Consider the following 24,502-nt stretch of genomic DNA (forward strand, 5'->3'; position numbering starts at 1 on the left):
AACCATGGGGGACGAAGGGGATTGGAGCCCCGGGAAAATCCCGCCGAAAATGCCGGTCGATTTTCACGGACCTTGTTCGACCCTTCGTCGGGGAGGCTCCACTCCCCCCGAACTTCAGAGGAACACCATGCGCTACGTGCTGGCCATCTACGAGAACGAGAAGGTGTGGGAGACCCTGCCGAAGGACGAGGCCGAGCGGGTGATGGGCGAGTACATGTCCTTCACGGACAGCATCCGCAAGAGCGGCAACTACAAGGCGGGCGAGGCGCTGCAGCCCGTGGCCACCGCCACCACCGTGCGCATCCGCGACGGCAAGCGCCTGACGACGGACGGCCCCTTCGCCGAGACGAAGGAGCAGTTGGGCGGCTTCTACCTCATCGAGGCGGAGAACATCGACCAGGCCATCGCCATCGCCTCGCGCATTCCGGCCGCGCGCACCGGCAGCATCGAGGTGCGCCCCGTGGTGGACTTCACGAAGCAGGGCTGAACGCGCGCGAGTGAGCACCCCGGGCTCCACCCTGGAGCAGACCTACCGCGAGCACTACGGCCGCATCGTGGCCACGGTCATCCGTGTGCTCGGCGGAGACTTCGCCGCGGCCGAGGAGGTGGTGCAGGAGGCCTTCGCGGATGCGCTCATACAGTGGCCGCGGCAGGGGACTCCTCACGAGCCGCGGGCCTGGGTCATCCGCGCCGCGCGCAACAAGGCGGTGGACCGCGTGCGGCGCGGGGTGCGCCTGGGGGCTCGCGTCAACGAAATGGAGGTGGTGGCGCGCATCGAGCAGGAGCTCGCCCCGCCTCCGGATGGCACGGAGTGGCAGGCGCTCCCGGACGACACGCTGCGCCTGCTCTTCACGTGCTGCCATCCCGCGCTCGCGCCCGAGGCCCAGGTGGCGCTCGCGCTGCGCACGCTGTGCGGCCTCACCACGGAGGAGATTGCACACGCCTTCCTCGTGCCGCCCGCGACGATGGCGCAGCGGTTGGTGCGCGCGCAGCGCAAGATTCACGCTGCGGGCATTCCCTACTCCGTGCCGGAAGCGGAGGCACTGCGCGAGCGCACGCACGGGGTATTGCACACGGTGTACCTCGTCTTCTCCGAGGGCTACGCGGCCACGGATGGACCGGAGTTGCTGCGGGTGGAGCTGTGCGCGGAGGCGCTGCGGCTGGGCCGGCTCGCGCGCTCGCTGCTGCCGCGTGACGCGGAGGTCGCCGCCCTGCTCGCGCTGATGCTGCTGCACCATGCGCGCCGCCGCGCCCGCGTGGCGGCGGATGGGGGCCTGGTCCTGCTGGACAGGCAGGACCGCGCGCTGTGGGACGGCACGGAGATTCAGGAGGGACTGGCGCAGCTCGACGCGGCGCTCGCGCTGGGGGCCCGGGGGCCCTACACGCTACAGGCCGCCATCGCGGCGCTGCACGCGCAGGCGGCGCGGGCCGAGGACACGGACTGGGCGCAGATTGCCGCGCTCTACGAGAAGCTGTGTGAGCTGTCGCCCGGCCCCGTCGTGGAGCTGAACCGCGCGGCGGCGGTGGCCATGGCGCGCGGACCCGAGCACGGACTCGCGCTGGTGGACGACCTGGAGACGTCCGGAAGGCTCACGGACTATCACCTGCTCCCCGCCGCGCGCGCCGAGCTGCTGCGGCGCCTGGGACGCAACGAGGAGGCGGCAGCCAGCTACCGGCGCGCCCTGGCACTGGTGCGCACCGCGCCGGAGCGGCGCTTCCTGGAGGAGCGGCTGCGCGAGCTGCTCGACGGAGCAGGGCCTGGCACCGGCTAGGGTGCACAGGACATGAAGACCATTTCCTGGCTGTTCTGTGGCCTGCTGGTGACAGCGTGCGCATCCACGAGCCTCACCCAGCAACGCTGGGAGACTGCAGAGGCAACCGCCGGGGAGTGTGACGACCCGGCTGCGGACCGATGCACCCTGTTCATCTGCGGGGTGGGGGCATGCGGCCTCTACTACTGCGAGGACGTGGAACCGAACGGCATCGTGCGCGCACAAGCCATGGTGCCCGTTCGGCCACCCGCTCCACCAATGCCGGCGCCGGGACCCGCGCGTCCATTTCCGACACCCGCCAATCCCCAGCGCTACTGGGGAAGCATGCAGGGCCTGCCGGAGAACGCGGAACCCATCTTCATCATCCCCTGGAATCAATCGAGCGAGGAGTACGCGGCGCGGCTCAGAAAGGAGCTGGAGAACCAGCCTCGACGGACCTGGGTCAAGCACCACGTGTTCCCCCAGGCTTTCAAGGAGTGGTTCCTCTCCAGAGGGGTCGACATCCACGAATGGACGTTGGTGCTCGACAAGCAGGTTCACGAGAACATCCACAGAGGGGGCATGGGTGGCCCCTGGAACGCGGAGTGGGCGCGCTACATCGAGAACAACAGGCGTGCACACCGGCAAGCCATCCACCTCTTTGCGACGCAGATGATTTTCCGGTTCGACCTCGCGGGACCCGTTGTGCCGTACTACAGCAAGAAAGCCATTCCCCTGTTCCCCGTCGTGGAAGAAGACATCTACTGACCATGCGGCTCTACCGACTCCGAAACGTGTCTCCGTCGAGCTACTCGTGGGAGCTGCGGACGGAGCACCAATGGTTGTTGCCCGGCGTCCACTGCCCGACCTGCGATGACATCTGGAGTGGAATTGGCGAGGCGTATCCAGCGGTGGACCTGTCCGGACTGCCGGACGCCAGGAAGTTCAGGGCGCGTGTAGAAGAGGACTTCGAGGAGTTCACGCGCCTCCGGGAGCTGGTGCGGCCCCTGGTACCAAAGGGCGTGCCGCTGGAGCCGGGAACGACCTTTGGCGCGCTCGTTGGAAGAGGCCACGGGCAGTTCCCTCAGCTCGTCTTTCCAGCGCCATGGACGTTGCTTGTCCGCCGGGAGGCACTGGAGCGGCTCCAGGCGGAAGGCCTGCGCGGCCTGAACGGCTGCCGCACGGAGCTGCGGTTCAAGCAGAAGGACCCACCTGAGCTGCTGGAGCTTCAAATAGAGCCGCGCGGGCTGCTGCATCGGGACTGCCTGCCCCGAGGCCTGCCCGCGCCATGCGAAACGTGCGGAGGGCCCGGCTTCAGCTTGCCAGCGGAACCCATCCTGGACGCCGCCTCTCTACCGGATGACCGTGACCTCTTCCGGCTCGCCAACTATCAGACGGTCATCGTCGGTACGGAGCGGTTCGCGGAGACGGTGCGGCGACTCGGCTTCGAAGAAGTGAAGTTCAGCGAGCTACCAACGCGCTGACCCGTCCGCAGCAGTCTTCACGCCCGCCGCAGCGTGATGACCGCCAGCTCCGCCGGAGCGCCCAGCCGCACCGGCGGCCCGGTGGTGCCCGCACCGCGATTCACATACAGCCACGAGCGGCCCTGCCGGTACATCCCCGCAGTCCACCGGGTCATGAAGCGAGCCAGCGACAAGCGGCGGACCCACGGCACCGCGAGCTGCCCCCCGTGCGTGTGCCCCGACAGCGTCAACTCCACGCCGCGCGCCTGCGCCTGCGGAAACAGGTCCGGGTCATGCGCGAGCAGCACCGTGGGAGCACCGTCCGGCCGTGCAGCCAGCGCCCGCTCCACGTCGTGCCGCGACGTCCACGTGTCGTCCACGCCCGCGACGTAGAGGTTCGCCCCATCCCGCCTCACCACGACGCCCCGGTTGCGCAGCACCGTCAGCCCGTTCCGCTCCAGCTCACGGACCAGGTGCTCGCCGTCCGTGAAGTAGTCGTGGTTGCCCATGCACGCGAAGGCGCCGTCCCTCGCGCGCAGTCCCCCCAGCGCCCGCGCCACGGCCTCCACGTGCGACGAGCCATGGGCAATCAAGTCTCCCGTGACGGTGACGAGGTCCAGCCCCAGCCCGTTGAGGCGCGTCACCCAGGCGGCCACCTTCTCCTCGGGCACGTGGGGCCCGCAGTGCACGTCGGAGAGCTGGCCGATGCGATAGCCGTCGAGCTCCTTCGGAAGGCCCGCCACGCGCACCGTCCGCTTCCGCAGCCGCGGCCGGCCGAGCACCGCGTCACCGCCCATCACCAGCGCGACGGCCCCCGCCATTCCCCACGTCACGCCCCCCGGAGCACCCGCCTGGATGGCCAGCGCGGCCGGCAGCATCAGCAGGTCGAACACCAGGCAGGCCGACCACCAGCCCAGCGCCACATAGGTGGACGCCGCGCGAGGCGTCGTCGTCCACGGACTCTGGAGCTGCTTCAGGTACGGCCACGACACACCCAGCGCCACGAGCGCAGGCAGCGGCGTGCGCGTGAGCCAGCAGAGCCAGAGCACCGGCGGGAGCTGGACGACGGTGACGAGGGCGGCCGCCAGCAGGTGGAAGCGGCCCTGGAGTCGCGTTCGAAGGGACATCGGACCGCAGTGTCTAATCGCCCCCTGACCTCCGTGCCGCAGGCCGCACGGTGGGCGGGCGGCCGCCACACCCGCCCCGTGCCTTGACCCACCCGACGCAATCCCCGATATACCTTCCGCCCACAGTTGAGATTGCGTCGCAAAACCAAAAAGCCCCGGATTGCGGATGTTCTCGCCTCTCACGTCTCTCGCCCTGCTCCTCTCCGTGGCCTCCGTGCCCCAAGGCCCTTCCGAGCCTCCGCCTGCCTCGGAGGCGGCGCTTCCGGGAGAGGCACCAGCCGCCGCGGACGCGGCCACTCCGACGGAGCCGGTCCCCGCGCAGGAGGCGACGCCCACCTCCGGTGTCATCCCCCCCCAGCGCATCGACGACGTCGCCGTTCCCTATCCGGAGGCGGAGCGCACGGCCGGCCGCGAGGGCGAGGTGGTGCTGCGGCTCACCATCGACGAGCACGGCGCGGTGACGGAGTCCGAAGTCGTGCGATCCGCGGGCCCGGCCTTCGACGAGGCCATCCGCACCGCCAGCCTCGCCTTCCGCTTCGAGCCCGCGCGCGTCGACGGCGAGGTGGTGGCCTGCCAGATTGAGCTGGTCCACACCTTCCGGCTCGACGCGCCCCCGGACGCGCCGCAGCAGCCGCCTCCCGCGGAAGCCACGGCGGAGGCGCCGGTCCCCGGCACCGGAGCCGCCACCGAAACCCAGCCCCCCGCCGACAGCAAGGGCCTGGAGACCACGGTATCGGGCCGCACGGAGGCGGAGCGGATGCGCCAGTCCGCCGAGGCCGTGAAGGTCATCAGCACCCGGCGCGCGAAGGCCCGCGCTGGAGACCTCGGGCAGGTGCTGGCCTCGCAGGAGGGCGTGGAGGTGCGCCGCACCGGCGGGCTCGGCAGCACCGCGCTCTTCTCGCTCAACGGCCTCACCGACGACCAGATTCGCTTCTTCCTCGACGGCGTGCCCCTGGACCTCGCGGGCTATCCGTTCGGCGTCGCCAACGTCCCGGTGAATCTCGTGGACTCGGTGCAGCTCTACCGGGGCGTGGTGCCGGTGCGGTACGGCGCGGATGCGCTCGGCGGCGCGGTCAACCTCACGTCCGCTCCGCTGGAGGACGGCCTCCACGGCGCCGCGTCGCTCCAGGGTGGCGCCTTCGGGACGTTCCGGCTCACGCTCGGCGGCAGCTACAAGCCTGGCTCCGACGGCTTCTTCGCCCGGGCGCACTTCTTCGCCGACACCACGGACAACGACTACTCCGTGGACACCGAGGCCGCCGACGCGCACGGCAGCGTCGTCCCCGTCACCGTGCGGCGCTTCCATGACGGGTACCAGGCGCTCGGCGGCGGACTCGAGGCGGGCTACTCGGGGCTCGCCTGGGCCGACCGCATCACCCTGCGCGCCTTCGGCTCGACCCACGACAAGGAACTGCAACACAACCTGGTGATGTCGGGGGCCCCGTACGGCGAGGCGCGCTACGGCGCCTCCGCACTGGGTGCCCAGCTCCTCTACGAGAAGGCCCTCGCGCCGCGCGTCCACATGGACGTGCTGGCCGGCTACGGCTGGCAGCAGACCGAGTTCGTCGACGTGTCCGAGTGGGTCTACGACTGGTTCGGCAATCAGGTGTACCTGGGAGGTGCGGGGGAGATTACCGACAACAGCCCCGCCGACCAGACCGTCTGGCAGCAGGCGGTGTACGGCCGCGCCAACGTCGCCTGGGACGTGGCGAAGACGCAGCAACTGCGCCTCGCCGTCGCGCCGACGCTGACGATGCGCACCGGCGAGGAGCGGCGACGCGTCAGCCCGGATGACCCGGACCCGCTCTCGGCGGACCGCTCCATCCTCTCGTTCGTCACCGGCCTCGAGTACGAGGTGGACCTCCTCGACGAGGCACTCGAGGTCATCGTCTTCGGCAAGGACTACGTCTACGCGGGCCGCGCCCAGGAGCCCGCCGAGACGGGAGGGTGGCGGAACAAGGACCGGGAGCTGCACCGGCTCGGCGGCGGCGCGGCGCTGCGCTTCCGGCTGAGCGAGCCCGTCTACCTCAAGGCCAGCTATGAGCGCGCCACGCGCCTGCCCCGCGCGGACGAGGTCTTCGGCAACGGCGTCCTCATCAATGAGAACCTCGACCTGGAGCCGGAGCAGAGCCACAACCTCAACGTCGGCGTGGCCACGGTGCCGCTGCGCACACGGCTGGGCGCCTTCCGGGGCGAGCTCAACGGCTTCGCACGGCTCGCGGACAACCTCATCCTGCTCGCGGGCCGGGACAGGGACTGGAGCTACCAGAACGTGTACGCGGCCCGGGTGCTCGGCGTGGAGGGCGCGGCGGGGTGGAGCTCACCGGGCGGGCTGTTCAGCTTCGACGCCAACGCCACCTTCCAGGACCTGCGCAACGACTCGGACCAGGGGACGTTCGGCGCCTTCGAGGGACAGCGCCTGCCGAACCGGCCGTGGTTCTTCGCCAACGCCACGGCCCGGATGTCGCTGCGCGCGCTCGCCACCGCGGAGGACGAGCTGTCCCCCTTCTGGAGCACCCGCTACGTCCACGGCTTCTTCCGCAACTGGGGCGGCCTGGGCGCCGTGGACTCCAAGGAGGCCATCGACGCCCAGCTCGTCCAGGCCGCGGGCGTGGGCTACCGCGTCCGGCGGGGCGGCCTCACGGTGGGCCTCACCGCCGAGCTGGAGAACGTCACCGACGCCAGGGTCTTCGACTTCTTCGGCGTCGAGCGGCCCGGCCGCGCGGGCTGGCTCAAGGGCACGCTGGAGTACTAGCGCACCTTCACGAACTGGTACGCCCAGCCGGTCGTCTCGAAGCGCTTCACCGCCGCGCCATTCACGCCCAGCTCCCACACGGACGTCTTCGCGTAGTCGGCCGTGGGCAGCAGCAGGAAGGTGCGCCCTTCAATCAGGAACGCGTAGTAGCCGCCCGCGATGTAGTCGAGCCCCTCGACGGGCGCCCCGGTGCCCGTCTCCAGATTCACGCGCCACAGCTTCCAGTGGTTGCCGCCGGTGACGACGTTCGGCTGGGACTCCGCGGTGATGCCGGCGTGCTCCTTGTCGAAGGCGGCCACCACGCCCACGCCGTTGCCCAGGTAGCGGAAGGCCGCCGTCTGCCGGCCGCCCACCATGGCGGACAGCGACTTCGTCCACCCCGTGTCCAGCGCCAGCTCGCCCTTCTTGATGCGCACCGCGCAGGTGGCGGGCGCGTCGTCCTCGAGGACGGGCGCGGCGGCGCTGAACACCCAGTTGCTGAAGTAGAGGTTGCCGGCCTCGTCCTGCGTCGCCACGTCGAGCCCCGGGCACGGCGCGTCGATGAGCTTCACCAGGCTGTCGTCCGCGTTGGAGTAGACGGCAATCTGCGAGCTGGGGAGGAAGTCGTAGTAATTGCCGTCCGTCCAGTAGAAGGCCTGGAACGAGTAGCCGTCCCGCACCACGCGAGCGCGGTCATAGCTGGACTTCGCCACCAGCCCCTCGCGCTCGCGCGCCAGGCCCGCCGCCTCGGCGGTGCCGGCAATCTGCATCGTCGACGGGTTCCAGACGATGCGCTTCGTCTCCTCCAGCGACATGTACGCACTGGACGAGTCCACGAAGGTGTTGAGGTACAGCGGCGAGGAGGTGAGGCCGTAGCTGGCGAAGCTGAGCTTCCCCGCCTCCGTCAGGCTCCCGTCGTCGCCGACGGTGTAGCGCGTGAGCTCGGGTCCCTCGCCGGCCCCGACGAAGAGCATCCCGTCCACCGCGCCAATCGTCGCGAAGCCGGAGTGCTCGCGGGCCTTCTCCAAATCCAACCCCGTGACGTCGAGCGAGTCGAAGACGCTCACATACGTGGCGCTGCCCGCCTGCGAGAAGACGGAGGTGGCCAGGCTGTACACCGGCTTGTCCTCGGTGCCGGCGTCCGTCGGCGTCTTGTCGGGGTCCTCGTCGCAGCCGGTGAGGACGGCGGCGAGGACGAGGGTGGATGAGGCGATGCGGCGCAGCCTGCTCATGGGGGTTCTCCGTTCAGTGAAGAGGGGAAGGCACGGTGAATCAGGTCGGCACGGGAGCGGGCGCGTCCGGGTCCACCGCGGCAGGTGAAGTCGAGGGTGTCGTCCGCTGGAGCCGGCGGATGCCCCGGGCCGCGCCGGCCAGGAGCAGGCCCAGCGCGATGAGCCCCACCTCCGTGGCCAGCACGAAGGACGAGCCCGAGGCGAAGGGAAGCCGGCCCGTGCGCACCGCGTCGATGAGCGGCACGGCGAGGAGCAGCACGCTGGAGACGACGAGCAACCTGCGCGCATGCCGCGCGGCGGAGCGCTCGACGAAGGCCGTGCCCACGGCCAGGCCCCACGCCGCGAGGAAGACGCCATGCTCCCAGCGGGGGCGCGAGTCGAGCGTCGCGGGCAGCAGCTGGTTGGCCACGAAGAGGGCGGCGACGGCCAGGGGCAGCCCCGCGCAGACGCCCGACGTCAGCTTCGCGAGCGTCCAGTCGAAGCGGCCCGGCTGCTTCACGCGCCGCCGCTCCAGCCAGAGCAGGTTGCCCGCGAGGATGCCGAAGGAGACGAGCAGCGCGAGCAGCGCGTAGAGGACCTTCGCGGGGAAGCCGGCCCAGGTGGCGAAGTGCAGGCCATAGAGCGGGTCCATGACGCGCGTGTAGGCCGTCGCACCGCCCGCCTCGCGGGCCCAGATGACGGCTCCGGCCTTCGACACCCGCACGTGCGTGAAGGCGTGCAGCGTGCCCGCCTGCTCTCCGGGCAGGTGGACGATGCCGTGCTCGTCGCCGAGGTTGTCGAAGAAGAACCAGTGGTGTGAGGACTCGGGGAAGCGCTCCTTCGCGAGGGCCAGCGCGCGGGCCAGGTCGGGCGCACCGGCGGGCCTGCCCGAGGCGGCCGGCGGCGAGGGCCAGTCCACGGCCTGCTCCTTCGCCTTTGCATCCCCGGCGAGCGACGTCTTCACCACCGCCGGCTCGAACCAGTCGTCCACCCAGAGGATGCCGCCGGTGAGCGCGAAGACGAGCAGGAAGGGCGCGCTGACCACGCCAATCACCTTGTGCGCGTCGGACCAGAACACCCGCCGCGCGGCGCCGGGACGGAACTGCACGAACTCCCGCACCAGCCTGCCGAGCTGGAGCAGCAGCCCCGTTCCCATCAACAGCACGAGCACGACGGAGGCCAGGCCCGACACGTGCGTGCCGCCGGGGAGCGGCTCCAGGAAGTGCATCGCGTTGAGGAACTCGCCCAGGTCGCTGCGCTCACCGAGCTGACGGCCGGACACCGGGTCCAACCAGGTGTGCCGGATGGGCCCTTCCGGCGACAGGCGCCAGATGCGCAGCCACGGCTCCTCGTCGGTGGGCAGCGAGAGGCCGAACCACGCCGGCCGGGAGGGCGCCTCCGCGTCGGCGAGCTGCTGGGCGAGCTGGACGGCCCGCGCCTCGGAGACGGCGATGGGCGCGCGGAACGTCGGCTCCTGCCAGGGGGCCATTTCCTCGGCGAACAGCGCGAAGGCGCCGAGAAAGAAGGTCACGAAGAGCACGAGCGACGAGAGCACGCCGGCCCAGGCGTGCGCGTCCCAGAGAATCGCGTAGGCGCGGGGCGAGAGCTTCACGTGAGCACCAGGACGACGGCCGCCACGGCGGCGACCAGGGCCGAGCCCACCCACGCGCGCACCGCGCTCCGCGCCAGGAGGGCGAGACACGCGGCGGTGGCGACCGCGGGCAGCACGGCGAGCAGCGCCAGCAGAAGCCGCACGTCACCCGGAACAGGGAGCACCGCCGCGAGCGCCAGCGTCGCGAGCACCGCGGCCCCGGGAGCCCCCGTCAGCGCGGCGGCAATCCGGCCGGCTCCGTGCACGTGCGCCATCAGGCCGCCCCCAGCCACAGCAGCGCGAGTCCCACGGCGCTCAAGGGAAGCACGAGCCGCGTGGCGCGCGGCCACAGCGGCGCGCACAACGCGAGCAACGCGGTGGCCAGCATGGCCAGCACCAGCGCGCACGTCAGCCCGAGCGCCAGTCCCTGCGCCTTCACCCCCAGCGCCACGCCCGCCACCAGGGCCACGCCACCGCTCGCCCTCCCCCACCCGCGGTGAAGCGCATGCCACCCCGCCGGCACGGCAGCCCCGTGAAGCACGGCGATGCCCAGCAGCAACAGCAGGGTCGAAAGCGCCATCGCCTCCTCACGCGCAGTGATATTGAGAACAATTCTCAATACTGAAAACGAAGTCACTTGAACCGCACCGTCGCTCCGAAGTCAAGGCGAGCCCCGGGGCTCGACGCCTTGCTTCCCCGCGCATGCACGGAGTTCCTGGTTCTCTCGAACGAAGCCAATCGCTGACACCATGGCCCCGCTCGGCCCGGCTGCCACGCCGCCAGCGTTGTGCGGCGCGCAACGGACAGCGCGGGCGCATCCACCCTCTCCGCGAGAGTCGGGCGCGCCCGCCTCGAAGGTGTTATTCGAGGCGCCGCCATGTCGACGACGCCGGCTCTCGAGCTCCAGGGACTCACCAAGCGGTACGGCACCTTCACCGCGCTGCAGTCGATGGACCTCTCCATCCGCCCGGGCGAAATCTTCGCCCTGCTCGGCCCCAACGGCGCCGGCAAGACGACGATGATTGGCAGCGTGTGCGGCCTGGTGAAGAAGACCTCCGGCACCATCCGCGTCTTCGGAAAAGACCTGGACCAGGACCCGGTGGCCCCGCGCTACGAAATCGGACTGGTGCCGCAGGAAATCAACTTCGACCCGTTCTTCTCCGTGGCCGAGTCCCTGCGGATTCAGCTCGGCTACTACGGCCGCCCCCGGGACGAGGCCCGCATCGACGAGGTGCTCACCGCCCTCAACCTCCAGGCCAAGAAGGACGCGATGACGCGCGCCCTCTCCGGCGGCATGAAGCGCCGGCTGCTCATCGCCAAGGCGCTGGTGCACAAGCCCCGCCTCGTCTTCCTCGACGAGCCCACCGCGGGCGTGGACGTGGAGCTGCGCCGCGACCTCTGGACCTACGTGCGCAGGCTCGCGGCCGAGGGCACCACCATCGTCCTCACCACGCACTACCTGGAAGAGGCGGAGGAGCTGGCCGACCGCGTGGGCATCATCAACGAGGGCAAGCTCCTGATGGTGGAGGACAAGGCCACGCTGCTGCGCCGCTTCGGCGAGCGCCGCGTCGTCGTCACCTTCGAGCAGCCCCAGACCGCCCTGTCCGACGCCGGCCGCCGCTTCGCCGCCAGCCTCTCCGCGGACGGCCGCGCCCTCACCTACGTCGAGCGCGAGGGCTGCGCGCCCTCCGGCGAGCTGCTCCGCGCGCTGTATGCGGAAGGGCAGCCCATCGCCGACGTGGAGACACGCCGCTCGCGCATGGAGGACGTGCTCATCGAAATCCTCCGCGGCCGTCCCCAGGCCGCCTGAACCCACCGCGCCCACTGACCATCATGAACGTCCTCGGGATGCAGACGCTGTTCGCGAAGGAGGTCCGGCGCTTCATGCGCGTGCCGGGCCAGACCGTCCTTTCGCCCCTCATCAGCACCACGCTGTACTTCATCGTCTTCGGCTACTCCATCTCCGGCCGGGTGCAGACGGTGGATGGCACGCCCTACCTGCACTTCATCGTGCCCGGGCTCGTCTTCCTCGGCATCGCCAACAACGCCTTCCTCAACAGCTCCTCGTCCCTGTTCATCACCAAGATTCAGGGCACGGTGGTGGACCTGCTGGTGTCGCCCCTGGGCCCCGGCGAGCTGATGGCCGGCTTCATCGGCGGCGCCATGGTGCGCGGCCTCGTGGTGGGCGGCCTCACCTGGGCGGTGGCCGCCATCTTCACCGGCTTCAGCCTGCAGCACGCGTGGGTGGCCGCGTACTTCCTGCTGCTGTCGTCCTACGTCTTCAGCGTGCTGGGCATGCTGGCCGCCGTGTGGGCGGAGAAGTTCGAGCAGATCAACTTCTTCCCCACCTTCGTCATGCTGCCCCTCACCTTCCTGGGCGGCGTCTTCTACTCGGTGCGCACGCTGCCCTCGCCGTGGAAGGAGGTCAGCCTCTTCAACCCCATGGTCTACATGGTGGAGGGGCTGCGCTACGGCATGCTGGGCCAGAGCAGCTTCTCCCCGGTGGGAGGCGGCGCCATCCTCGCCGGCGTCGCCGTGGTGGCCACCGTCGCGACGTGGCTCGTGTTACAATCCGGTTACAAAATGAAGGCCTGACCCCTACATATTGATTTGCCAATCACCCCGGAGGACGGGGAATCTGTGGGGTATTGGCTGACTGGGCATTTCCCACCCGGTGAGAAAGGGGGATATCCTCAGGGCACATCATGGCTGTGCCATTCGGTAAGTACGAGCTGCTTCGAAAGATTGCCTCTGGGGGGATGGGGCAGGTGTTCCTCGCCCGCGAGCATGGGACGGGCTTCGAGCGGCTCGTGGTCCTCAAGCTCATCCTTCCCCACCTCGCCGAGGACGATGAGTTCCTCAGCATGTTCCTGGACGAGGCGGGGTTGGTGGCGCGGCTGACGCACCCCAACCTCATCACCATCCTCGACCTGTCGGAGATTGAAGGCCGGCACTGCCTGGCCATGGAGTACGTCCAGGGTGACGACGTGCGTCGCCTGGACAAGTTCTCCCGGGCGCAGGGCAAGCCGCTGCCGGTGGGGCTGATTCTGCGCGTCATCGCGGACGCGGCGGCGGGGCTCCACTACGCGCATCAGGCGCGTGACGCGCAGGGCAAGCCGCTGCGGTTGGTGCACCGCGACGTGTCCCCGCAGAACATCCTCGTCGGCTTCGACGGCGGGGTGAAGGTCATCGACTTCGGCGTGGCCAAGGCGGCCACCAGCAGCCAGAACACGGCCACCGGCGTCCTCAAGGGGAAGTACCCCTACATGTCTCCCGAGCAGGCGAGCGGGCAGAGCATCGACGCGCGCAGCGACTTGTTCGCGCTGGGCATCGTCATGTGGGAGCTGCTCACGGGCAAGCGGCTCTTCAAGGGCGAGTCGGACATGATGACGCTGCGGCTGGTGAAGGACTGCCAGGTGCCGCGGCCGTCGCAGCTCAACCCGCGGCTGCCGCCGGGGCTGGATGAGATTCTGCTCAAGGCGCTGGCCCCCACGCCGGAGGCTCGCTTCCCGGACTGCGGCGCGTTCCGGCTGGCGCTGGAGGACTACGCGCTCAACCTGCGGCTGCCCTCCAGCAGCGCGCACCTGTCCGCGTACCTGCGGGAAGTCTACGCGGAGCGCATCGCCACCGAGGCGGACCCGGCGAAGCTGGACCAGCTCGCGGAGGACGCGGACCTGGACTCGCGCTCCAACTCCTCGCTGAGCGGCGTGCCCGGAGGCCCCGGTGCACCGCGCTCCGCCGCGTCCCGCGCCGTCGCGCGCCCGTCGCAGGGCCCCGCCCCGAGCACGCGCTCGCGCCAGGCCCTGGCCGCGCCGCCCGCGCGTGAGAAGTCGCGGGGCACCGCCGCGCTGGACCGGCCCGAGGCGGCGCGCCGCGTGCCCTGGATGCCCGTGGCCGTCGCCGGCGTGGGCCTGCTCATCGCCGGCGCGGCGCTCGTGTTCCTGCGCGGGCCCGGCGGAGTGACGCCGGTGCATCCGCCTCCGCCGCCCGTCACCGTGACGCAGCCGGCGCAGCCTCCCGCGCAGCCCACGCCCGAGCCGGAGCGGGCCGTGGAGCTGCCCGTCCTCTCCGAGCCGCCCGGCGCCACGGTGAGCATCGACGGCGAGACGCTGGACACGAAGACGCCGACGACGCTCACGCTCAAGCCCGGCACCTCCTCGGTGGAGGTGACGCTCGCGCTCAACGGGTACGAGCCGGTGACGCGGCGGGTGTCCGCCACGGACAGCGAGCTGAACCTGGCGCTGCGGCCCCAGGGTGGGAAGCCGGGCACCCCGCCGGGCACGAAGAAGCCCGGCACGGGCACCGGCAACCTGGGCATCAAGACGGGGCGCTGAAGACGCGGCGGGCCTCCCGTACGGCGGCCCCGCCCTGCGTCCGATGCTCACTTCAGGGAAAAAAGCGGCTTGAAGACCTGGATGTTCGTCGTGCTCAGCGTGGCGTTGGGCGGCTGCTCCGCCCGTGACGTCGACAGTGATCCGGCGCAGGACGTCTCCGAGCGCGGCGACGTCCACCTCGACCAGGGACACGGCCTGTGGGTAGAAGAACGGCCATGCACACCCTGCTCCGCACCTCCGTTACCGCCGCGCTCTGCCTCTCCGTCCTGTTCGTCCTCGGCGGCTGCGGCAACCCCCTCAAGGATGCGCTCGAGGGCGTGTGGCGTGGCGTGGACGGCCTGACCATCGAGTTCGAGGGTGACACGGCCGTCGTGACCGACTTCGGCGACTCGCCGCTCGGGACCAACCGCTCCGTGTTCGACACCGGCGATGCCTTCATCCAGGACATCGAGTGCGATGACACCGAGTGCCTGGGCCAGCTCGTCAATCCAGAGCTCGTCGACGGCATCCTCGCGAGCTACACCCGGACGGTGGTCAGCATCGAGACGGAGGGCACGCTCATCACGCTGCGCAGCCAGGCGCTCTCGGGCTCGGTGGCGCATTTCACGCAGGTCAGCGGTGGCGACGAGGACGAGGATGGCGGCGCCTCCACTCTGCAGCAGTCGGCGAGCTGCTCGCAGTGGTGGGCGGCCGTGAAGGCCGGCGGGCCGTGGACCGTGACCGAGGTCAGCGACAACGGCACCACCGGGGCGCCCTCGCAGACGGTCAGGCTCACCTTCTCGGGCACCGACCACTACACCCTCACCAACTCGGTCGCGGTGGGCGAGGCCCCGGCCAACGGGGGGACGGACACCTTCGGGGACATCATCTTCACCGAGAACTTCTCCGGCTACTGTCGCTTCGCCTTCTGGTCCCAGGGCCAGCACCAGGTGCGCGTCTGGTTCATGCGCTCGCTCTCCAGCAAGCGGCTGGAGGTCAAGCTGAGCACCGAGGCGGGCGAGACGCCGCGGTGGGTGCTGCAGGGGAGCTGAGGGCGCGCGGGGCGCGCGTCCTCCTCAGTCCAGCGCAGCCGCTGCCGCAGCGCCTGGTTCGATGACAGGCCCTTGATGCGCAGGTGCGTGAGCGAGGCGCTGTCGGTGCGCGCCTCGTGCCGGATGAGGATGGCGCGCCGGGCATCGCTGTCGGCCACGCCGCTCAGGTGCGCTCGAAGCTCAGCACGTACTGGTACGGAAGGTCCCGCTCGCCGACCTTCCTGTAGCCGGCGGTGGCCATCTCCTCGCCCACCTTCTCCGGCGTGAGCCTGTGCTCCCTGGAGGGCCCCATCGGCGAGTCGAGCTTGAAGTCCACCACGATGACCCGGGCCCCCGGTCGCAGCGAGCCCGCCAGCTTGCGGAAGTAGGCCGGGCGCTCGGCGAGATGGTGGTAGGTGTCGACGAGGAGGACGCGGTCCACCGGCTCCGGAAGCTTCGCGTCGGCGGGCTCGCCCAGCACCGCCTCGAGGTGGGTCAGCCCCTCCTTCTCCGCGCGCTCACCGAGGTAGCGAACCATGTCCGGTTCGATGTCCACGCCGTAAACCGTTGCGTCGGGATGGGCCCGGGCGATGCGCACCGGGAAGTAGCCCGTCGCCGCCCCGATGTCCGCGACCTTGCCCCCAGGCGGAATCTCCATCGCGGCGATGACCTCGGCGGGCTTCTGCCATGCGTCGCGCTCCGGGTCCTCGAAGAGGGCCATCGCCGCCCAGGATGCGCCAGGATGGCGGGGTTTCCTTGTGGCTTGCGATTTCACGCATCCACTAGGCTGAGCTTTTTCACCCTGTATCAGCCCCCGGTGTCTCCATCCACCGGCAGAAAGAAGGCTCATGCCTCAATACACTTTTGAAGACCTTGTTGGCATCAACCAGGAGGTCCGGAAGATCACCGAGCTGGAGTCCGTCTTTGGCCATGACATGGCCCGAAAGCAGGAGGACTTGAAGAAGATCATCTCCAGGGCGAATGAGATGACAAACGACTACGAGAGCGCCGCGTACCTCGCGCTGACAATTTATCTCGCCCAGGTCTTCAACGATGGAAATACCCGCACCGGCGCCATTGCCATCCACCAACAGCTTCAGGCCCAGGGCATCCCCCTGAACCGCAGTGTATCGGAAATCAAAAATTGGCTGACGGCCAACGAAATTCCAAACCTGAGGGACAGCCAGAAGACGCAGGGCGAATTCGCGATGTGGCTGCTGATGTGACGCTCACTGGAAGCCGGACTCGAAGAGGAGCTTCGGCTCCTCGGGCGCGTGCGCGTCCTCGCCGTACAGCTTGAAGTTGAGCCGCACCTCGTCCCCGTCGAGTTCGACTTCAATCGTCCCCACGTTGAGGCCCCCCACCGGCTGCTCGAAGACGCGCGACATGCTGCCGCCCAGCAGGTGGATGCGCGCCCACTTCCCGTCCAAATCGGACAGCGCGAAGTGCGTGCGGGGGATGTGGCGCGCCATGTGCCAGTCGAGCGAGGACATCTTGTGGGTGATGGAGCTCGACACGAACTGGAAGAGGGACGTCGCCGGCTCGGTGCGCCAGTCACAGCGGGCCACGTAGCCCACGTGCACGTCGCCGCCCACGAGCACCACCTTCTGGCGCGGGTGGCGCTGCTGGTGGTGCTTGATGAGCTCCAGCATGCGGCAGCGGTCGGCGCGGTACTGCGGGTGCATCCACCGGTCGTGCGCGTCCTCGCGGAAGCTGCCCGGCACGTAGCGGGCGATGCGTGACAGCCAGGCCGGCATGAAGAATGGCGGCACGCTCACCACGATGAAGAGCACCGGCGCGTCGGCATTCGCATTCAGCCAGGTGGAGAAGTGCTCCAACTGGTGCGGCGCGAAGATGCGCGCGTGGTCTCCGTCGGTGGAGCGCCGCTCCGAGCGCACGTCGAGCACATAGCCCGCGGCGGCGCCGTACTCGAAGCTGTAGTCGTAGGGGCCCTCGAAGCCGGGCGTCAGCGGCACCACCCGCGACTGCTGGTAGTGGCGGTAGGCCGCCTCGGCCGCGTCGCGCAGGTGGCGCCACTTCGGCTCGTGGTGCTCGGGCAGGGAGCCGTAGTTGTCCACCACCTCGTGGTCGTCGAGGATGGGGTAGCCCGGGAAGCGCGCCTGCAGCGCCTGCCAGTCCGGGTGTCCCCAGTTGCGTCGGTAGCGCGCGTGGTACACCGCGAGCGCCTCGTCGTGGGTGCACTCCAGCAGGCTCCTACGCCCCGGGAGCCCCACCGTCTTGAAGTACTCCGGGTCGAACAGCGACTGCTCCTCCGGGAAGTCCGCGTAGAGCTGGTCGCCCACCCACAGCACCTGCTTCACGTCACAGCGCTCCCACGCGGTCCGGGCGACGCGGAGCATGCGCACGCCCATCTCGTGCATCTGTCCCTGCTGGTCGAAGGGCTGGTGGCAGCTCGCCACGCCAATGCAGAAGCGCTTCGGCATCTGGCTGCGCCGGGAGGGAAGCGTCTCGAAGCGCCCCTCGCCCACGAGCACGCCGTCCGCGCGGCTCAGCCGGAAGCCGTACTCCGTCACCGGCTCCAGCGGCCGGGCCCCGGGGAGGTCATCCGGGAAGGCGAAGGCATGGGTGTGGTCGCTGTACGAGCGGTCCCCCACGTCGAAGTCGTACGTGACGCGCTCCGACGGCGCGGCGGCCAGCCAGAGCTCCAGGCGGTGGGGCCCTCCACCGGGAGAGCGCATCCACAGTCGCACGCCCCGGGGGCTGACCCGACCCACCGCCACCGCCCGCTCCATCTGGGGCTGCTCCGTCCGCATGTACTGACAGTGGTGTCGCCCGAGGCTTCGGACCAGCAGCCGAAGGCCCGAACCGCCGGAAAGCACCTGCCCGAAGTGGAGGCTCCGCTCCACCGCCCGTGGGGCAGGCGGGGAGGCGGCACGGGAAGACACGCGTGCCCGCCCGATTCCGTGAGACGGCGGTGGGGGGTGGGGCCTCTTCCACCGCGGACCGACGAACGGTCCGAAAGGAACCCCCCGATGCGAAACACCCTGAAGGCAGGTCTGGCGGCGCTGGCGCTCGTGCCCATGGCAGCTCCCGCGCACGAGGTCCGCTCCCCGTTCCCCGGCACCGTGACGGCCACCACCTACTACCCGAGCGGCGGCTACCACGGCGCAGTGGATATCGGCCCCGGCAGCTGCAACTACTGGGGCGCCGAGACGGGCGTGGTCGGCTCCGTCTCGTGGACCGTCTCCATCAACACCACCGGCGTGGTCTGCAACGGCAACGGCTACGAGAACGCCAACGAGGCGCGCCACCTCTGGCAGAGCGGCTGGACGTTCCGCCAGAAGCACTGGATCAAGACGGCGGACTCGCGCAACCGCACCTGCGACCGCTGCCAGATTGGCAACGCCGGCGGCACCGGGCAGGCCACCGGCCCGCACGCCCACCTCATGCAGGACAAGCTCGGCACCAAGGACACCGGCTGGTACGACGGCTACACCGTCTACGGCGAGGCCGTGGACCGCAGCGAGACCATCGGCTTCCTGGACTGAGCGCCCAGCCCCCCCGTGTCGCGGTCCGGCCCCCGGCGGACATGAAATTCCGGGAGAAAATCCTCCGGAAATCATTTTTCAAGACGGCGGCGGCCCCGAGCCCTCCAGGGAGGCTGGAACCCTCCCCAGGCCCCGGACCGCCATGACTCCCGAATCCGTCCACCGCTCCGCCGCTCCCGTGACGGGCCCCCAGGGCCGGCGCATCCCGCTGGTCCTGGCCGGGCTCGGGGCCGCCGTGCTGCTCGCCGGCGTGGCGCTGCTCGTCCGCGGCTCCGGTGGGGACGAGGCAGCCTCCCCCGGCGAGGCCGCCTCCACGGCCCACGCCCGGAGCCCGTCGGGCTCGGGCGGGGGCGGAGGCCACGGCGGCCAGGGCGCTCCGGAGGAGGAGGCGGCGCCGCCGCGCTACGAGGCCACCACCTGCTGGAAGGACATCGAGCGCTTCAACGAGGCGGTGACGATTGGGAACTTCCGCGACTGGGCCGCCCCCCTGCTCGCGTCGAGGGACCCCAACGTCCGCAACTACCTGCGCGAGCGCCTCACGGAGCTCATCGGCAACGACGCGGCCAAGGCGACAGAGGTGCTGGGCTGGAGCCGCGACGCCGGGCCCCGGGAGTTCAACGTCATCATGATGGCGCTGCGCGACTCGGAGGCCGTCCACCAGCCCCAGGTCGCCGCGAAGCTCCTGGAGCACGGGATGGACCCCACCCTCGACGGCCAGCGCCGCGCGGGCATCCTCTCCGCGCTGGACACCCAGAAGAAGCTGGAGCCGGGGATGCTCGGCACGCTGGCGGACTTCGCGAAGGACCCCGTCTCCGGCGAAGCGGGCTGGGCCGCCGCGCGCACCATCGGCCGGGTGATGAAGCGCGACTTCAACGCGAAGGGCAACCTCGCGCCGTACATGGACAAGCTGCTCACCATCGGCAGCGAGTCGCCCGACGAGCAGATCCGCTACCTCGCGCTGTCCATGCCCATGCACACCACGCCGGTGATGGACGCGACGACGCACGAGCGCTACGCGAAGGTCCTCACCACCGAGGGCAGCCCGGAGGGCCGCGAGGCGGCGGCGCACAACCTCTCCGTGGCCACCGGTGACGACCGGGCGAAGACGCTGGAGCTGTTCGCCCAGGCCTTCACGAGGGAGCCGGACGTCTGCGCGCGCTGGGCCTACTTCCGCTTCGCCGCGCGCGTGTCCGGCAGGGACGCGCTCCCCACCATGGCGAACATGGCCATCACCGACCCGCGCTTCCAGCCCCTCTACCAGGTCTTCGAGGCCATCTACGCGAGCGGCACCCTCGACTTCGTGAGGGTGTGGAACAGCCTGCCCGACCAGGACCCCTTCACCTGCCTCGACCGCCACGAGTGAGCACGGGAGCCACCTCCATGATTCGCACCCCGTCCCTTCCCCTGCGTGCGCTCGGTCTGGCCGCGCTCCTGCACCTCGTCCCCACCGCGGCCTCCGCGCAGGCGGCCTCGTCGGCCCCCATGCCCACGCTGCGCGCCGAGGCGTGCTCCGTCGAAGGGCTGATGGACAGCATCCGCCGCGGGCTCGGCTCGAAGTCGGCGGCCTACCGCAAGTACCTGCACACGCTGCTGCGCGAGTCCGCCGTCACGCTGCCCGAAGCCGAGCTGCGCGCCGCCTACGAGCGGGAGACAGACCCCGTCATGGCCGAGCACCTCGCGGCCGCGTTGGTGGCGCGCACCGAGCGCGGCGCGGACCCCGCCGCCATGGGCGTGGTGGCGAAGCGCATCCTGGACGAGCGAGAGCCGGCCCTCCGCGTCGCCTCGCTGCGCGCCCTGCGCCGCACCAGCGCCACGGAGAACACGGGAGACCTGTACGAGCGCCTGGCGCGGGACGCCTCGCCCGAGGTGCGCCAGGAAGCAGCGACGAACCTCATCGAGGACAACCAGTTCGTCTACTCGGGGCACCACGGCCCGGCCGCGGACGCGGCGGTGACGAGCGCGGCGGCCTCCCCGGACCCGAAGGTGACGGCGCGCATCCTCGACAACGTCTCCACCGAGCACATCAGCGCGGAGTCCGGTGAGCGCCTCAAGTCGCTCTTGCGCAGCGACGACGCCAGCGTGCGCGCGGCGGCGGCCAACGCGCTGGGCGCGGTGCCCTCCGAGCAGATGGCCGGCTCGCGCGAGGCGCTGCTCGCCATGTACCGCGACGAGCCGGACGCCGGGGTGCGGAAGATGCTCCTGCAGAGCATTGCCCAGCTCGGCTTCGCCGGTGCGATTCCCGACCTCCAGCGCCTGCGGGGTGTGGACCCGAGCCTGGCGCCCGAGGTCGACGCGTGGATTCGGGCTCTCGGCCTGGGCCTTCAGGAGTGGAGCCTGATCCTGAGGGAGAAGCAGCGGTTGCAGCAGGCTCCTTAGAAGAGCAGTCCCATTCGGGGGCCGCGGAATGCGGCCCGAAAGGAACAACGATGCGTAGCTTCATGAAGATGGGTCTGGCGGCGCTGGCCTCGCTGGCGCTGGTCCCGGCCGCGGTGACGGCGCACGAGGTTCGCGGTACGCACACCGGCACGATTACGGCCACCACCACCTATCCGAGCGGCGGTACCCACCGCGCGGTGGACATTGGCGCGGGCGGCCGCTGCAACTACTGGGGCGCCGAGACGGGCGTGGTCGGCTCCGTGTCCTGGAACGTCACCATCCGCAAGGTGGGCACCTACTGCGCCGGCACCGGCAGCGGCACGCAGAACGAGGCGAAGCACCTGTGGGAGAACGGCTACACGTTCCGCCAGTGGCACTGGATCAAGACGAGCGACTCGTACGACCGCACGTGTGACCGCTGCCAGGTGGGCAACATCGGCGCCACCGGCAACGCCACCGGCCCGCACGCCCACCTCCAGTACGACAAGCTCGGCACCAACGACACGTCCTGGTACTCCGGCTACACCGTCTACGGCGAGGCCGTGGACCGCTCCGAGACCATCGGTTACCTGGACTAGGCGCCTTCGACCTGCCGGGAGGCGGGGCCCCCCCATTCCCCCTCCCCCCACCCTGCCTCCTGGCGGGTCACCAACGCGTCCCGGCTTCAGCCCATCTTCATGCCCTTGGGGCGGGCCTGGAGCCGGTCGGCGTAGGCCTCGATTTTCGGGCGCCCCGTCTTCCCGCCCAGGATGCGCATGTAGAGGAACATCGAGCCAATCATCACGTCGGCCGCGGTGAACCAGTCACCGAAGAGCCAGGGCCCGTCCCCGAGCTCGCGCTCCACCGCGTCGAGCGCGCTCTCGTAGTCCGTCCAGCCGCGCTGGGGCGGCGTCTGCTGCTTCATCATGTGGTCGCCCATGGAGGGCTCCAGCTGCGACGTCGAGTACACCACCAGCGACAGGTAGCGGCCCCGCTCCGGCGCGCCGATTTTCGGCGCGAGCTTCGCCTCGGGGAATTTGTCGGCGAGGTACAGGCAGATGGCGGCGTTCTCGAACAGGCGCGCCTCGCCGTCCACCAGCGCGGGCAGCTTTCCGGCGGGGTTGATTTTGAGGAACTCCGGCGTCTTGTGTTCGCGCTTCTGCAGGTCGATGGGCACGAGCTCGTACTTCGCGCCGCACTCGTCGAGCATCCACTTCGCGACGACCGCGCGGCTCCTGGGATTGAAATAGAGCTTCATCGGGACTCCTCCGGCCGGAAGGGTTGTTTCCATCATGTTGCTGGTGCAGCGGGGCTCTGTAGAACGAAACGGGCTTCACTCCGACCAACAAGGAGCACCATCGTGAACATTCGTTCGTGGGTTGTCGTTTCCGTCCTGGGTCTGTCTGCTTCCGCCCTCGCGCAGGGCACCACCGCGCGGCAGTACGTGGACACGTCCGCCTATCTGACGTCCGAGGCGGACATCAACGCGTGGTACCAGCTCGTGTCCACGCTGAACCAGCAGTTCGACGATGTCTGTGGGGACACGTTCTGCGAGGGCGACTACAGCAACATCCAGTCGCTGCGCTTCCGCTGCTCCGTCGACAACCGCAACGGCGTCATCGGCGAGTGCGTCTGGGTCTTCGCCGCCAGCAACGAGGACATCAACCCGACCACCGGCGCAATCACGGTGGACGCCCAGTCCTCCACCTGCCGCGTGCCGCTGGCGCCCCGCACCACCATCAGCGCATTGCTGGCGGCGCTCTCCGGCCCCGACCCGCTGCGCGCGCCGCTGCCGAAGTCGACGCGGTCCATCTACGACGGCCTGGCGGACTGTCTGTAACGCGAACGTGACGGGAGCGGGGCCACCTGCCCCGCCCCGTCTCCTCGCGGGCGCCTACCGCTTGAAGTGGTCGGCGATGATGTTGGCCACGCAGCAGGTGAGCTTCTTGCCGGTGGGGATGTGCAGGAACTCGTTGGGCCCGTGCGCGTTGCTGCCCGGCCCGAGCAGGCCGGTGATGACGAACTGCGCCTCCGGGAAGCGCTCGCCCAGCATGCCCATGAAGGGATGGTGCCGCCCTCGCCCATGGCCATGGCCGGCCGACCGAAGAACGTCTTCGACGCGGACTCCACGGCCTTGGACAGCCAGCCCGCCAGCGGGGGCGCGTCCCAGCCGACGCTGGTCTTCTCGCCCTCGAACGTCACCTTCGCGCCGTACGGCGGGTCCTTCTCCAGCGTCGCCTTCAGCGCCGCCATGCCCGCCTTCGGGTCCAGGCGCGGGGGAATGCGCATGGACAGCTTGAAGGTGGTGAAGGGCCGCAGCACGTTGCCCGCGTTGCTCAGGGCCGGCATGCCGTCCACGCCCGTCACCGCCAGCGCCGGGCGCCAGGTGCGGTTGAGCACCAGCTCCGCGCCGTCCTCGGACACCGGCTTCGCGCCGGGCACCCAGGGGAACTTGGTGAAGACCTCCTCTTCCAGCACCTTCGCGGCCTCGCGCGCCTGCTCGCGCCGCTCCTTCGGGATTTCGACGTGCAGCGCGTCCACCTTGATGTGGCCCGTCGCCTCGTCCTCCACGCGCGACAGCACCTGCCGGAGGATGCGGAAGGACGACGCGACGATGCCCGTCGCGTCACCCGAGTGCACGCCCTCGGTGAGGATGTCCACGCGCAGGTTGCCGCCCACGATTCCGCGCAGCGACGTGGTCATCCACAGCTGCTCGTAGTTGGCACAGCCCGAGTCCAGGCACACCACCAGCGACGGCTTGCCGATGCGCGGCGCCAGCGCCTCGATGTACGCGGGCAAGTCGTAGCTGCCGCTCTCCTCGCACGCCTCGATGAGCACCACGCAGCGCGCGTGCGGCAGCCCCTGCTCCTTCAGCAGGCGGATGGCCGCCAGCGACGCGAAGGCGGAGTAGCCGTCATCCGCGCCGCCGCGCCCGTAGAGCTTGTCGCCCTCGCGCACCGGCGTCCACGGCGTCAGGCCCTCACGCCAGCCCGTCATCTCCGGCTGCTTGTCCAGGTGGCCGTACAGCAGGACGGTGTCCTCGCCCTTGGTGCCCGGCACCTCCATGTAGATGACCGGCGTGCGGGGCTTGCCCTTCTCGTCCTTGAGCTGGATGACCTCCAGCTCCAGGCCCGGCAGGTGCGGGGCCTGCGCGCGGCACCAGTCCGCGATGAGCTGCACCGCGGCCTCCATGTGGCCGGACTTCACCCACTCCGGGTCGAAGGAGGGCGACTTGTTGGGGATGCGGATGTAGCGCTCGAGCGCCGGGAGGATTTCCTTCTCCCAGATGCGGTCGGAGGAGTCGGTAGCGGTCTGGACGTTCATGGCCATGGCGGGAGGATGCAGAGCACGGAGTAGGGGTCCTGTCGACTGTGGGAACCCCGGAGCGGTGCGGCAAGGGACTCGGCCCCCAGCCTA

23 protein-coding genes and 1 pseudogene are annotated in these 24,502 nt (G+C 70.1%); 15 read left to right on the top strand and 9 right to left on the bottom strand.

Annotated elements, in window-relative coordinates; genetic code table 11:
• Positions 1-127: 127 nt before the first annotated feature.
• Genes OV427_RS16920 through OV427_RS16935 form a run of 4 tightly spaced genes read left to right on the top strand, consistent with a single transcriptional unit; the run spans position 128 to position 3,235 of the window.
• Positions 128-487, top strand: a complete 360-nt coding sequence (locus tag OV427_RS16920; protein WP_267857157.1) for a YciI family protein — start codon at positions 128-130, stop codon at positions 485-487.
• A gap of 10 nt (positions 488-497) precedes the next feature.
• A complete protein-coding gene (locus OV427_RS16925; RefSeq protein ID WP_267857158.1) occupies positions 498-1,772 on the top strand; it encodes an RNA polymerase sigma factor in 1,275 nt (424 codons plus the stop codon).
• Between the two features lie 12 nt (positions 1,773-1,784).
• Complete coding sequence (locus OV427_RS16930; RefSeq protein ID WP_267857159.1) at positions 1,785-2,519, top strand: TIGR02269 family lipoprotein; 735 nt, start codon at positions 1,785-1,787, stop codon at positions 2,517-2,519.
• A 2-nt stretch (positions 2,520-2,521) separates the two neighbouring features.
• A complete protein-coding gene (locus tag OV427_RS16935) occupies positions 2,522-3,235 on the top strand; it encodes a double-CXXCG motif protein (protein ID WP_267857160.1) in 714 nt (237 codons plus the stop codon).
• Positions 3,236-3,252: 17 nt separating this feature from the next.
• Here OV427_RS16935 and OV427_RS16940 read toward each other — a convergent pair whose 3' ends face one another.
• A complete protein-coding gene (locus tag OV427_RS16940) occupies positions 3,253-4,341 on the bottom strand; it encodes a metallophosphoesterase (protein ID WP_267857161.1) in 1,089 nt (362 codons plus the stop codon).
• 166 nt (positions 4,342-4,507) lie between these two features.
• Between OV427_RS16940 and mxcH the strand changes: the two genes are divergently transcribed.
• Positions 4,508-7,096, top strand: a complete 2,589-nt coding sequence (gene mxcH, locus OV427_RS16945; protein ID WP_267857162.1) for a TonB-dependent siderophore myxochelin receptor MxcH — start codon at positions 4,508-4,510, stop codon at positions 7,094-7,096.
• Here mxcH and OV427_RS16950 read toward each other — a convergent pair.
• The 4 genes from OV427_RS16950 to OV427_RS16965 are packed head-to-tail and all read right to left on the bottom strand — an operon-like array spanning position 7,093 to position 10,457.
• Positions 7,093-8,307, bottom strand: coding sequence for an MxcI (locus tag OV427_RS16950; RefSeq protein WP_267857163.1), 1,215 nt, complete (start codon positions 8,305-8,307; stop codon positions 7,093-7,095). The genes mxcH and OV427_RS16950 overlap by 4 nt on opposite strands.
• 40 nt (positions 8,308-8,347) lie before the next feature.
• Positions 8,348-9,898, bottom strand: a complete 1,551-nt coding sequence (locus OV427_RS16955; protein ID WP_267857164.1) for a PepSY-associated TM helix domain-containing protein — start codon at positions 9,896-9,898, stop codon at positions 8,348-8,350.
• Positions 9,895-10,152: a hypothetical protein gene (locus tag OV427_RS16960; RefSeq protein ID WP_267857165.1), complete on the bottom strand. Its 258-nt coding sequence runs from the start codon at positions 10,150-10,152 to the stop codon at positions 9,895-9,897. Before OV427_RS16960 ends, OV427_RS16955 begins: the two co-directional genes overlap by 4 nt.
• Entirely contained in the window at positions 10,152-10,457 is a 306-nt protein-coding gene (locus tag OV427_RS16965; RefSeq protein WP_267857166.1) for a hypothetical protein, read from the bottom strand. Before OV427_RS16965 ends, OV427_RS16960 begins: the two co-directional genes overlap by 1 nt.
• A 297-nt stretch (positions 10,458-10,754) precedes the next feature.
• Between OV427_RS16965 and OV427_RS16970 the strand changes: the two genes are divergently transcribed.
• The 4 genes from OV427_RS16970 to OV427_RS16985 all read left to right on the top strand — a co-directional run bounded on the left by OV427_RS16970 (position 10,755) and on the right by OV427_RS16985 (position 15,242).
• Positions 10,755-11,687: an ABC transporter ATP-binding protein gene (locus OV427_RS16970; RefSeq protein ID WP_267857167.1), complete on the top strand. Its 933-nt coding sequence runs from the start codon at positions 10,755-10,757 to the stop codon at positions 11,685-11,687.
• A 38-nt stretch (positions 11,688-11,725) separates the two neighbouring features.
• A complete protein-coding gene (locus OV427_RS16975) occupies positions 11,726-12,472 on the top strand; it encodes an ABC transporter permease (RefSeq protein WP_267857168.1) in 747 nt (248 codons plus the stop codon).
• Between the two features lie 110 nt (positions 12,473-12,582).
• Entirely contained in the window at positions 12,583-14,211 is a 1,629-nt protein-coding gene (locus OV427_RS16980) for a serine/threonine protein kinase (RefSeq protein WP_267857169.1), read from the top strand.
• 215 nt (positions 14,212-14,426) lie between these two features.
• On the top strand, positions 14,427-15,242 hold the full coding sequence (locus OV427_RS16985; protein ID WP_267857170.1) for a hypothetical protein: 816 nt from the start codon (positions 14,427-14,429) through the stop codon (positions 15,240-15,242).
• Between the two features lie 163 nt (positions 15,243-15,405).
• Here OV427_RS16985 and OV427_RS16990 read toward each other — a convergent pair whose 3' ends face one another.
• A complete protein-coding gene (locus OV427_RS16990; protein WP_267857171.1) occupies positions 15,406-15,942 on the bottom strand; it encodes a class I SAM-dependent methyltransferase in 537 nt (178 codons plus the stop codon).
• A gap of 127 nt (positions 15,943-16,069) precedes the next feature.
• Between OV427_RS16990 and OV427_RS16995 the strand changes: the two genes are divergently transcribed.
• Complete coding sequence (locus OV427_RS16995; RefSeq protein ID WP_267857172.1) at positions 16,070-16,447, top strand: Fic family protein; 378 nt, start codon at positions 16,070-16,072, stop codon at positions 16,445-16,447.
• Positions 16,448-16,450: 3 nt separating this feature from the next.
• Here OV427_RS16995 and OV427_RS17000 read toward each other — a convergent pair whose 3' ends face one another.
• Positions 16,451-17,995: an alkaline phosphatase D family protein gene (locus OV427_RS17000; RefSeq protein WP_267857173.1), complete on the bottom strand. Its 1,545-nt coding sequence runs from the start codon at positions 17,993-17,995 to the stop codon at positions 16,451-16,453.
• A 219-nt stretch (positions 17,996-18,214) separates the two neighbouring features.
• Here OV427_RS17000 and OV427_RS17005 point away from each other — a divergent pair, with 219 nt between their 5' ends.
• The 4 genes from OV427_RS17005 to OV427_RS17020 all read left to right on the top strand — a co-directional run bounded on the left by OV427_RS17005 (position 18,215) and on the right by OV427_RS17020 (position 21,684).
• Positions 18,215-18,730: a hypothetical protein gene (locus OV427_RS17005; protein WP_267857174.1), complete on the top strand. Its 516-nt coding sequence runs from the start codon at positions 18,215-18,217 to the stop codon at positions 18,728-18,730.
• Positions 18,731-18,872: 142 nt separating this feature from the next.
• Entirely contained in the window at positions 18,873-20,093 is a 1,221-nt protein-coding gene (locus tag OV427_RS17010) for a hypothetical protein (RefSeq protein WP_267857175.1), read from the top strand.
• Positions 20,094-20,110: 17 nt separating this feature from the next.
• Entirely contained in the window at positions 20,111-21,106 is a 996-nt protein-coding gene (locus OV427_RS17015) for a HEAT repeat domain-containing protein (RefSeq protein WP_267857176.1), read from the top strand.
• A 50-nt stretch (positions 21,107-21,156) separates the two neighbouring features.
• A complete protein-coding gene (locus OV427_RS17020) occupies positions 21,157-21,684 on the top strand; it encodes a hypothetical protein (protein ID WP_267857177.1) in 528 nt (175 codons plus the stop codon).
• A gap of 86 nt (positions 21,685-21,770) precedes the next feature.
• Here OV427_RS17020 and OV427_RS17025 read toward each other — a convergent pair whose 3' ends face one another.
• Positions 21,771-22,343, bottom strand: a complete 573-nt coding sequence (locus tag OV427_RS17025; protein WP_267857178.1) for a glutathione S-transferase family protein — start codon at positions 22,341-22,343, stop codon at positions 21,771-21,773.
• Between the two features lie 102 nt (positions 22,344-22,445).
• On the opposite strand from OV427_RS17025, the gene OV427_RS17030 reads away from it, so the two are divergent.
• Positions 22,446-22,925 carry a hypothetical protein gene (locus tag OV427_RS17030; RefSeq protein ID WP_267857179.1) on the top strand — a complete coding sequence of 160 codons (480 nt, stop codon included), beginning with the start codon at positions 22,446-22,448 and terminating at the stop codon, positions 22,923-22,925.
• A 54-nt stretch (positions 22,926-22,979) separates the two neighbouring features.
• Here OV427_RS17030 and OV427_RS17035 read toward each other — a convergent pair.
• Positions 22,980-24,415 (bottom strand): annotated as a pseudogene (locus OV427_RS17035) (M20 family metallopeptidase).
• Between the last annotated feature and the right edge of the window lie 87 nt (positions 24,416-24,502).

Source organism: Pyxidicoccus sp. MSG2 (assembly GCF_026626705.1).
Lineage (GTDB): Bacteria > Myxococcota > Myxococcia > Myxococcales > Myxococcaceae > Myxococcus.

What these genes read in the sequence shown, in the direction of transcription:
- OV427_RS16920 (WP_267857157.1), top strand. Translation starts at nt 128, where the DNA reads ATGCGCTACGTGCTGGCCATCTACGAGAACGAGAAGGTGTGGGAGACC.
- OV427_RS16930 (WP_267857159.1), top strand. Translation starts at nt 1,785, where the DNA reads ATGAAGACCATTTCCTGGCTGTTCTGTGGCCTGCTGGTGACAGCGTGC.
- OV427_RS16935 (WP_267857160.1), top strand. Translation starts at nt 2,522, where the DNA reads ATGCGGCTCTACCGACTCCGAAACGTGTCTCCGTCGAGCTACTCGTGG.
- OV427_RS16940 (WP_267857161.1), bottom strand. Translation starts at nt 4,341, where the DNA reads ATGTCCCTTCGAACGCGACTCCAGGGCCGCTTCCACCTGCTGGCGGCC.
- mxcH (WP_267857162.1), top strand. Translation starts at nt 4,508, where the DNA reads ATGTTCTCGCCTCTCACGTCTCTCGCCCTGCTCCTCTCCGTGGCCTCC.
- OV427_RS16950 (WP_267857163.1), bottom strand. Translation starts at nt 8,307, where the DNA reads ATGAGCAGGCTGCGCCGCATCGCCTCATCCACCCTCGTCCTCGCCGCC.
- OV427_RS16960 (WP_267857165.1), bottom strand. Translation starts at nt 10,152, where the DNA reads ATGGCGCACGTGCACGGAGCCGGCCGGATTGCCGCCGCGCTGACGGGG.
- OV427_RS16965 (WP_267857166.1), bottom strand. Translation starts at nt 10,457, where the DNA reads ATGGCGCTTTCGACCCTGCTGTTGCTGCTGGGCATCGCCGTGCTTCAC.
- OV427_RS16970 (WP_267857167.1), top strand. Translation starts at nt 10,755, where the DNA reads ATGTCGACGACGCCGGCTCTCGAGCTCCAGGGACTCACCAAGCGGTAC.
- OV427_RS16975 (WP_267857168.1), top strand. Translation starts at nt 11,726, where the DNA reads ATGCAGACGCTGTTCGCGAAGGAGGTCCGGCGCTTCATGCGCGTGCCG.
- OV427_RS16980 (WP_267857169.1), top strand. Translation starts at nt 12,583, where the DNA reads ATGGCTGTGCCATTCGGTAAGTACGAGCTGCTTCGAAAGATTGCCTCT.
- OV427_RS16985 (WP_267857170.1), top strand. Translation starts at nt 14,427, where the DNA reads ATGCACACCCTGCTCCGCACCTCCGTTACCGCCGCGCTCTGCCTCTCC.
- OV427_RS16990 (WP_267857171.1), bottom strand. Translation starts at nt 15,942, where the DNA reads ATGGCCCTCTTCGAGGACCCGGAGCGCGACGCATGGCAGAAGCCCGCC.
- OV427_RS16995 (WP_267857172.1), top strand. Translation starts at nt 16,070, where the DNA reads ATGCCTCAATACACTTTTGAAGACCTTGTTGGCATCAACCAGGAGGTC.
- OV427_RS17000 (WP_267857173.1), bottom strand. Translation starts at nt 17,995, where the DNA reads ATGCGGACGGAGCAGCCCCAGATGGAGCGGGCGGTGGCGGTGGGTCGG.
- OV427_RS17005 (WP_267857174.1), top strand. Translation starts at nt 18,215, where the DNA reads ATGCGAAACACCCTGAAGGCAGGTCTGGCGGCGCTGGCGCTCGTGCCC.
- OV427_RS17010 (WP_267857175.1), top strand. Translation starts at nt 18,873, where the DNA reads ATGACTCCCGAATCCGTCCACCGCTCCGCCGCTCCCGTGACGGGCCCC.
- OV427_RS17015 (WP_267857176.1), top strand. Translation starts at nt 20,111, where the DNA reads ATGATTCGCACCCCGTCCCTTCCCCTGCGTGCGCTCGGTCTGGCCGCG.
- OV427_RS17020 (WP_267857177.1), top strand. Translation starts at nt 21,157, where the DNA reads ATGCGTAGCTTCATGAAGATGGGTCTGGCGGCGCTGGCCTCGCTGGCG.
- OV427_RS17025 (WP_267857178.1), bottom strand. Translation starts at nt 22,343, where the DNA reads ATGAAGCTCTATTTCAATCCCAGGAGCCGCGCGGTCGTCGCGAAGTGG.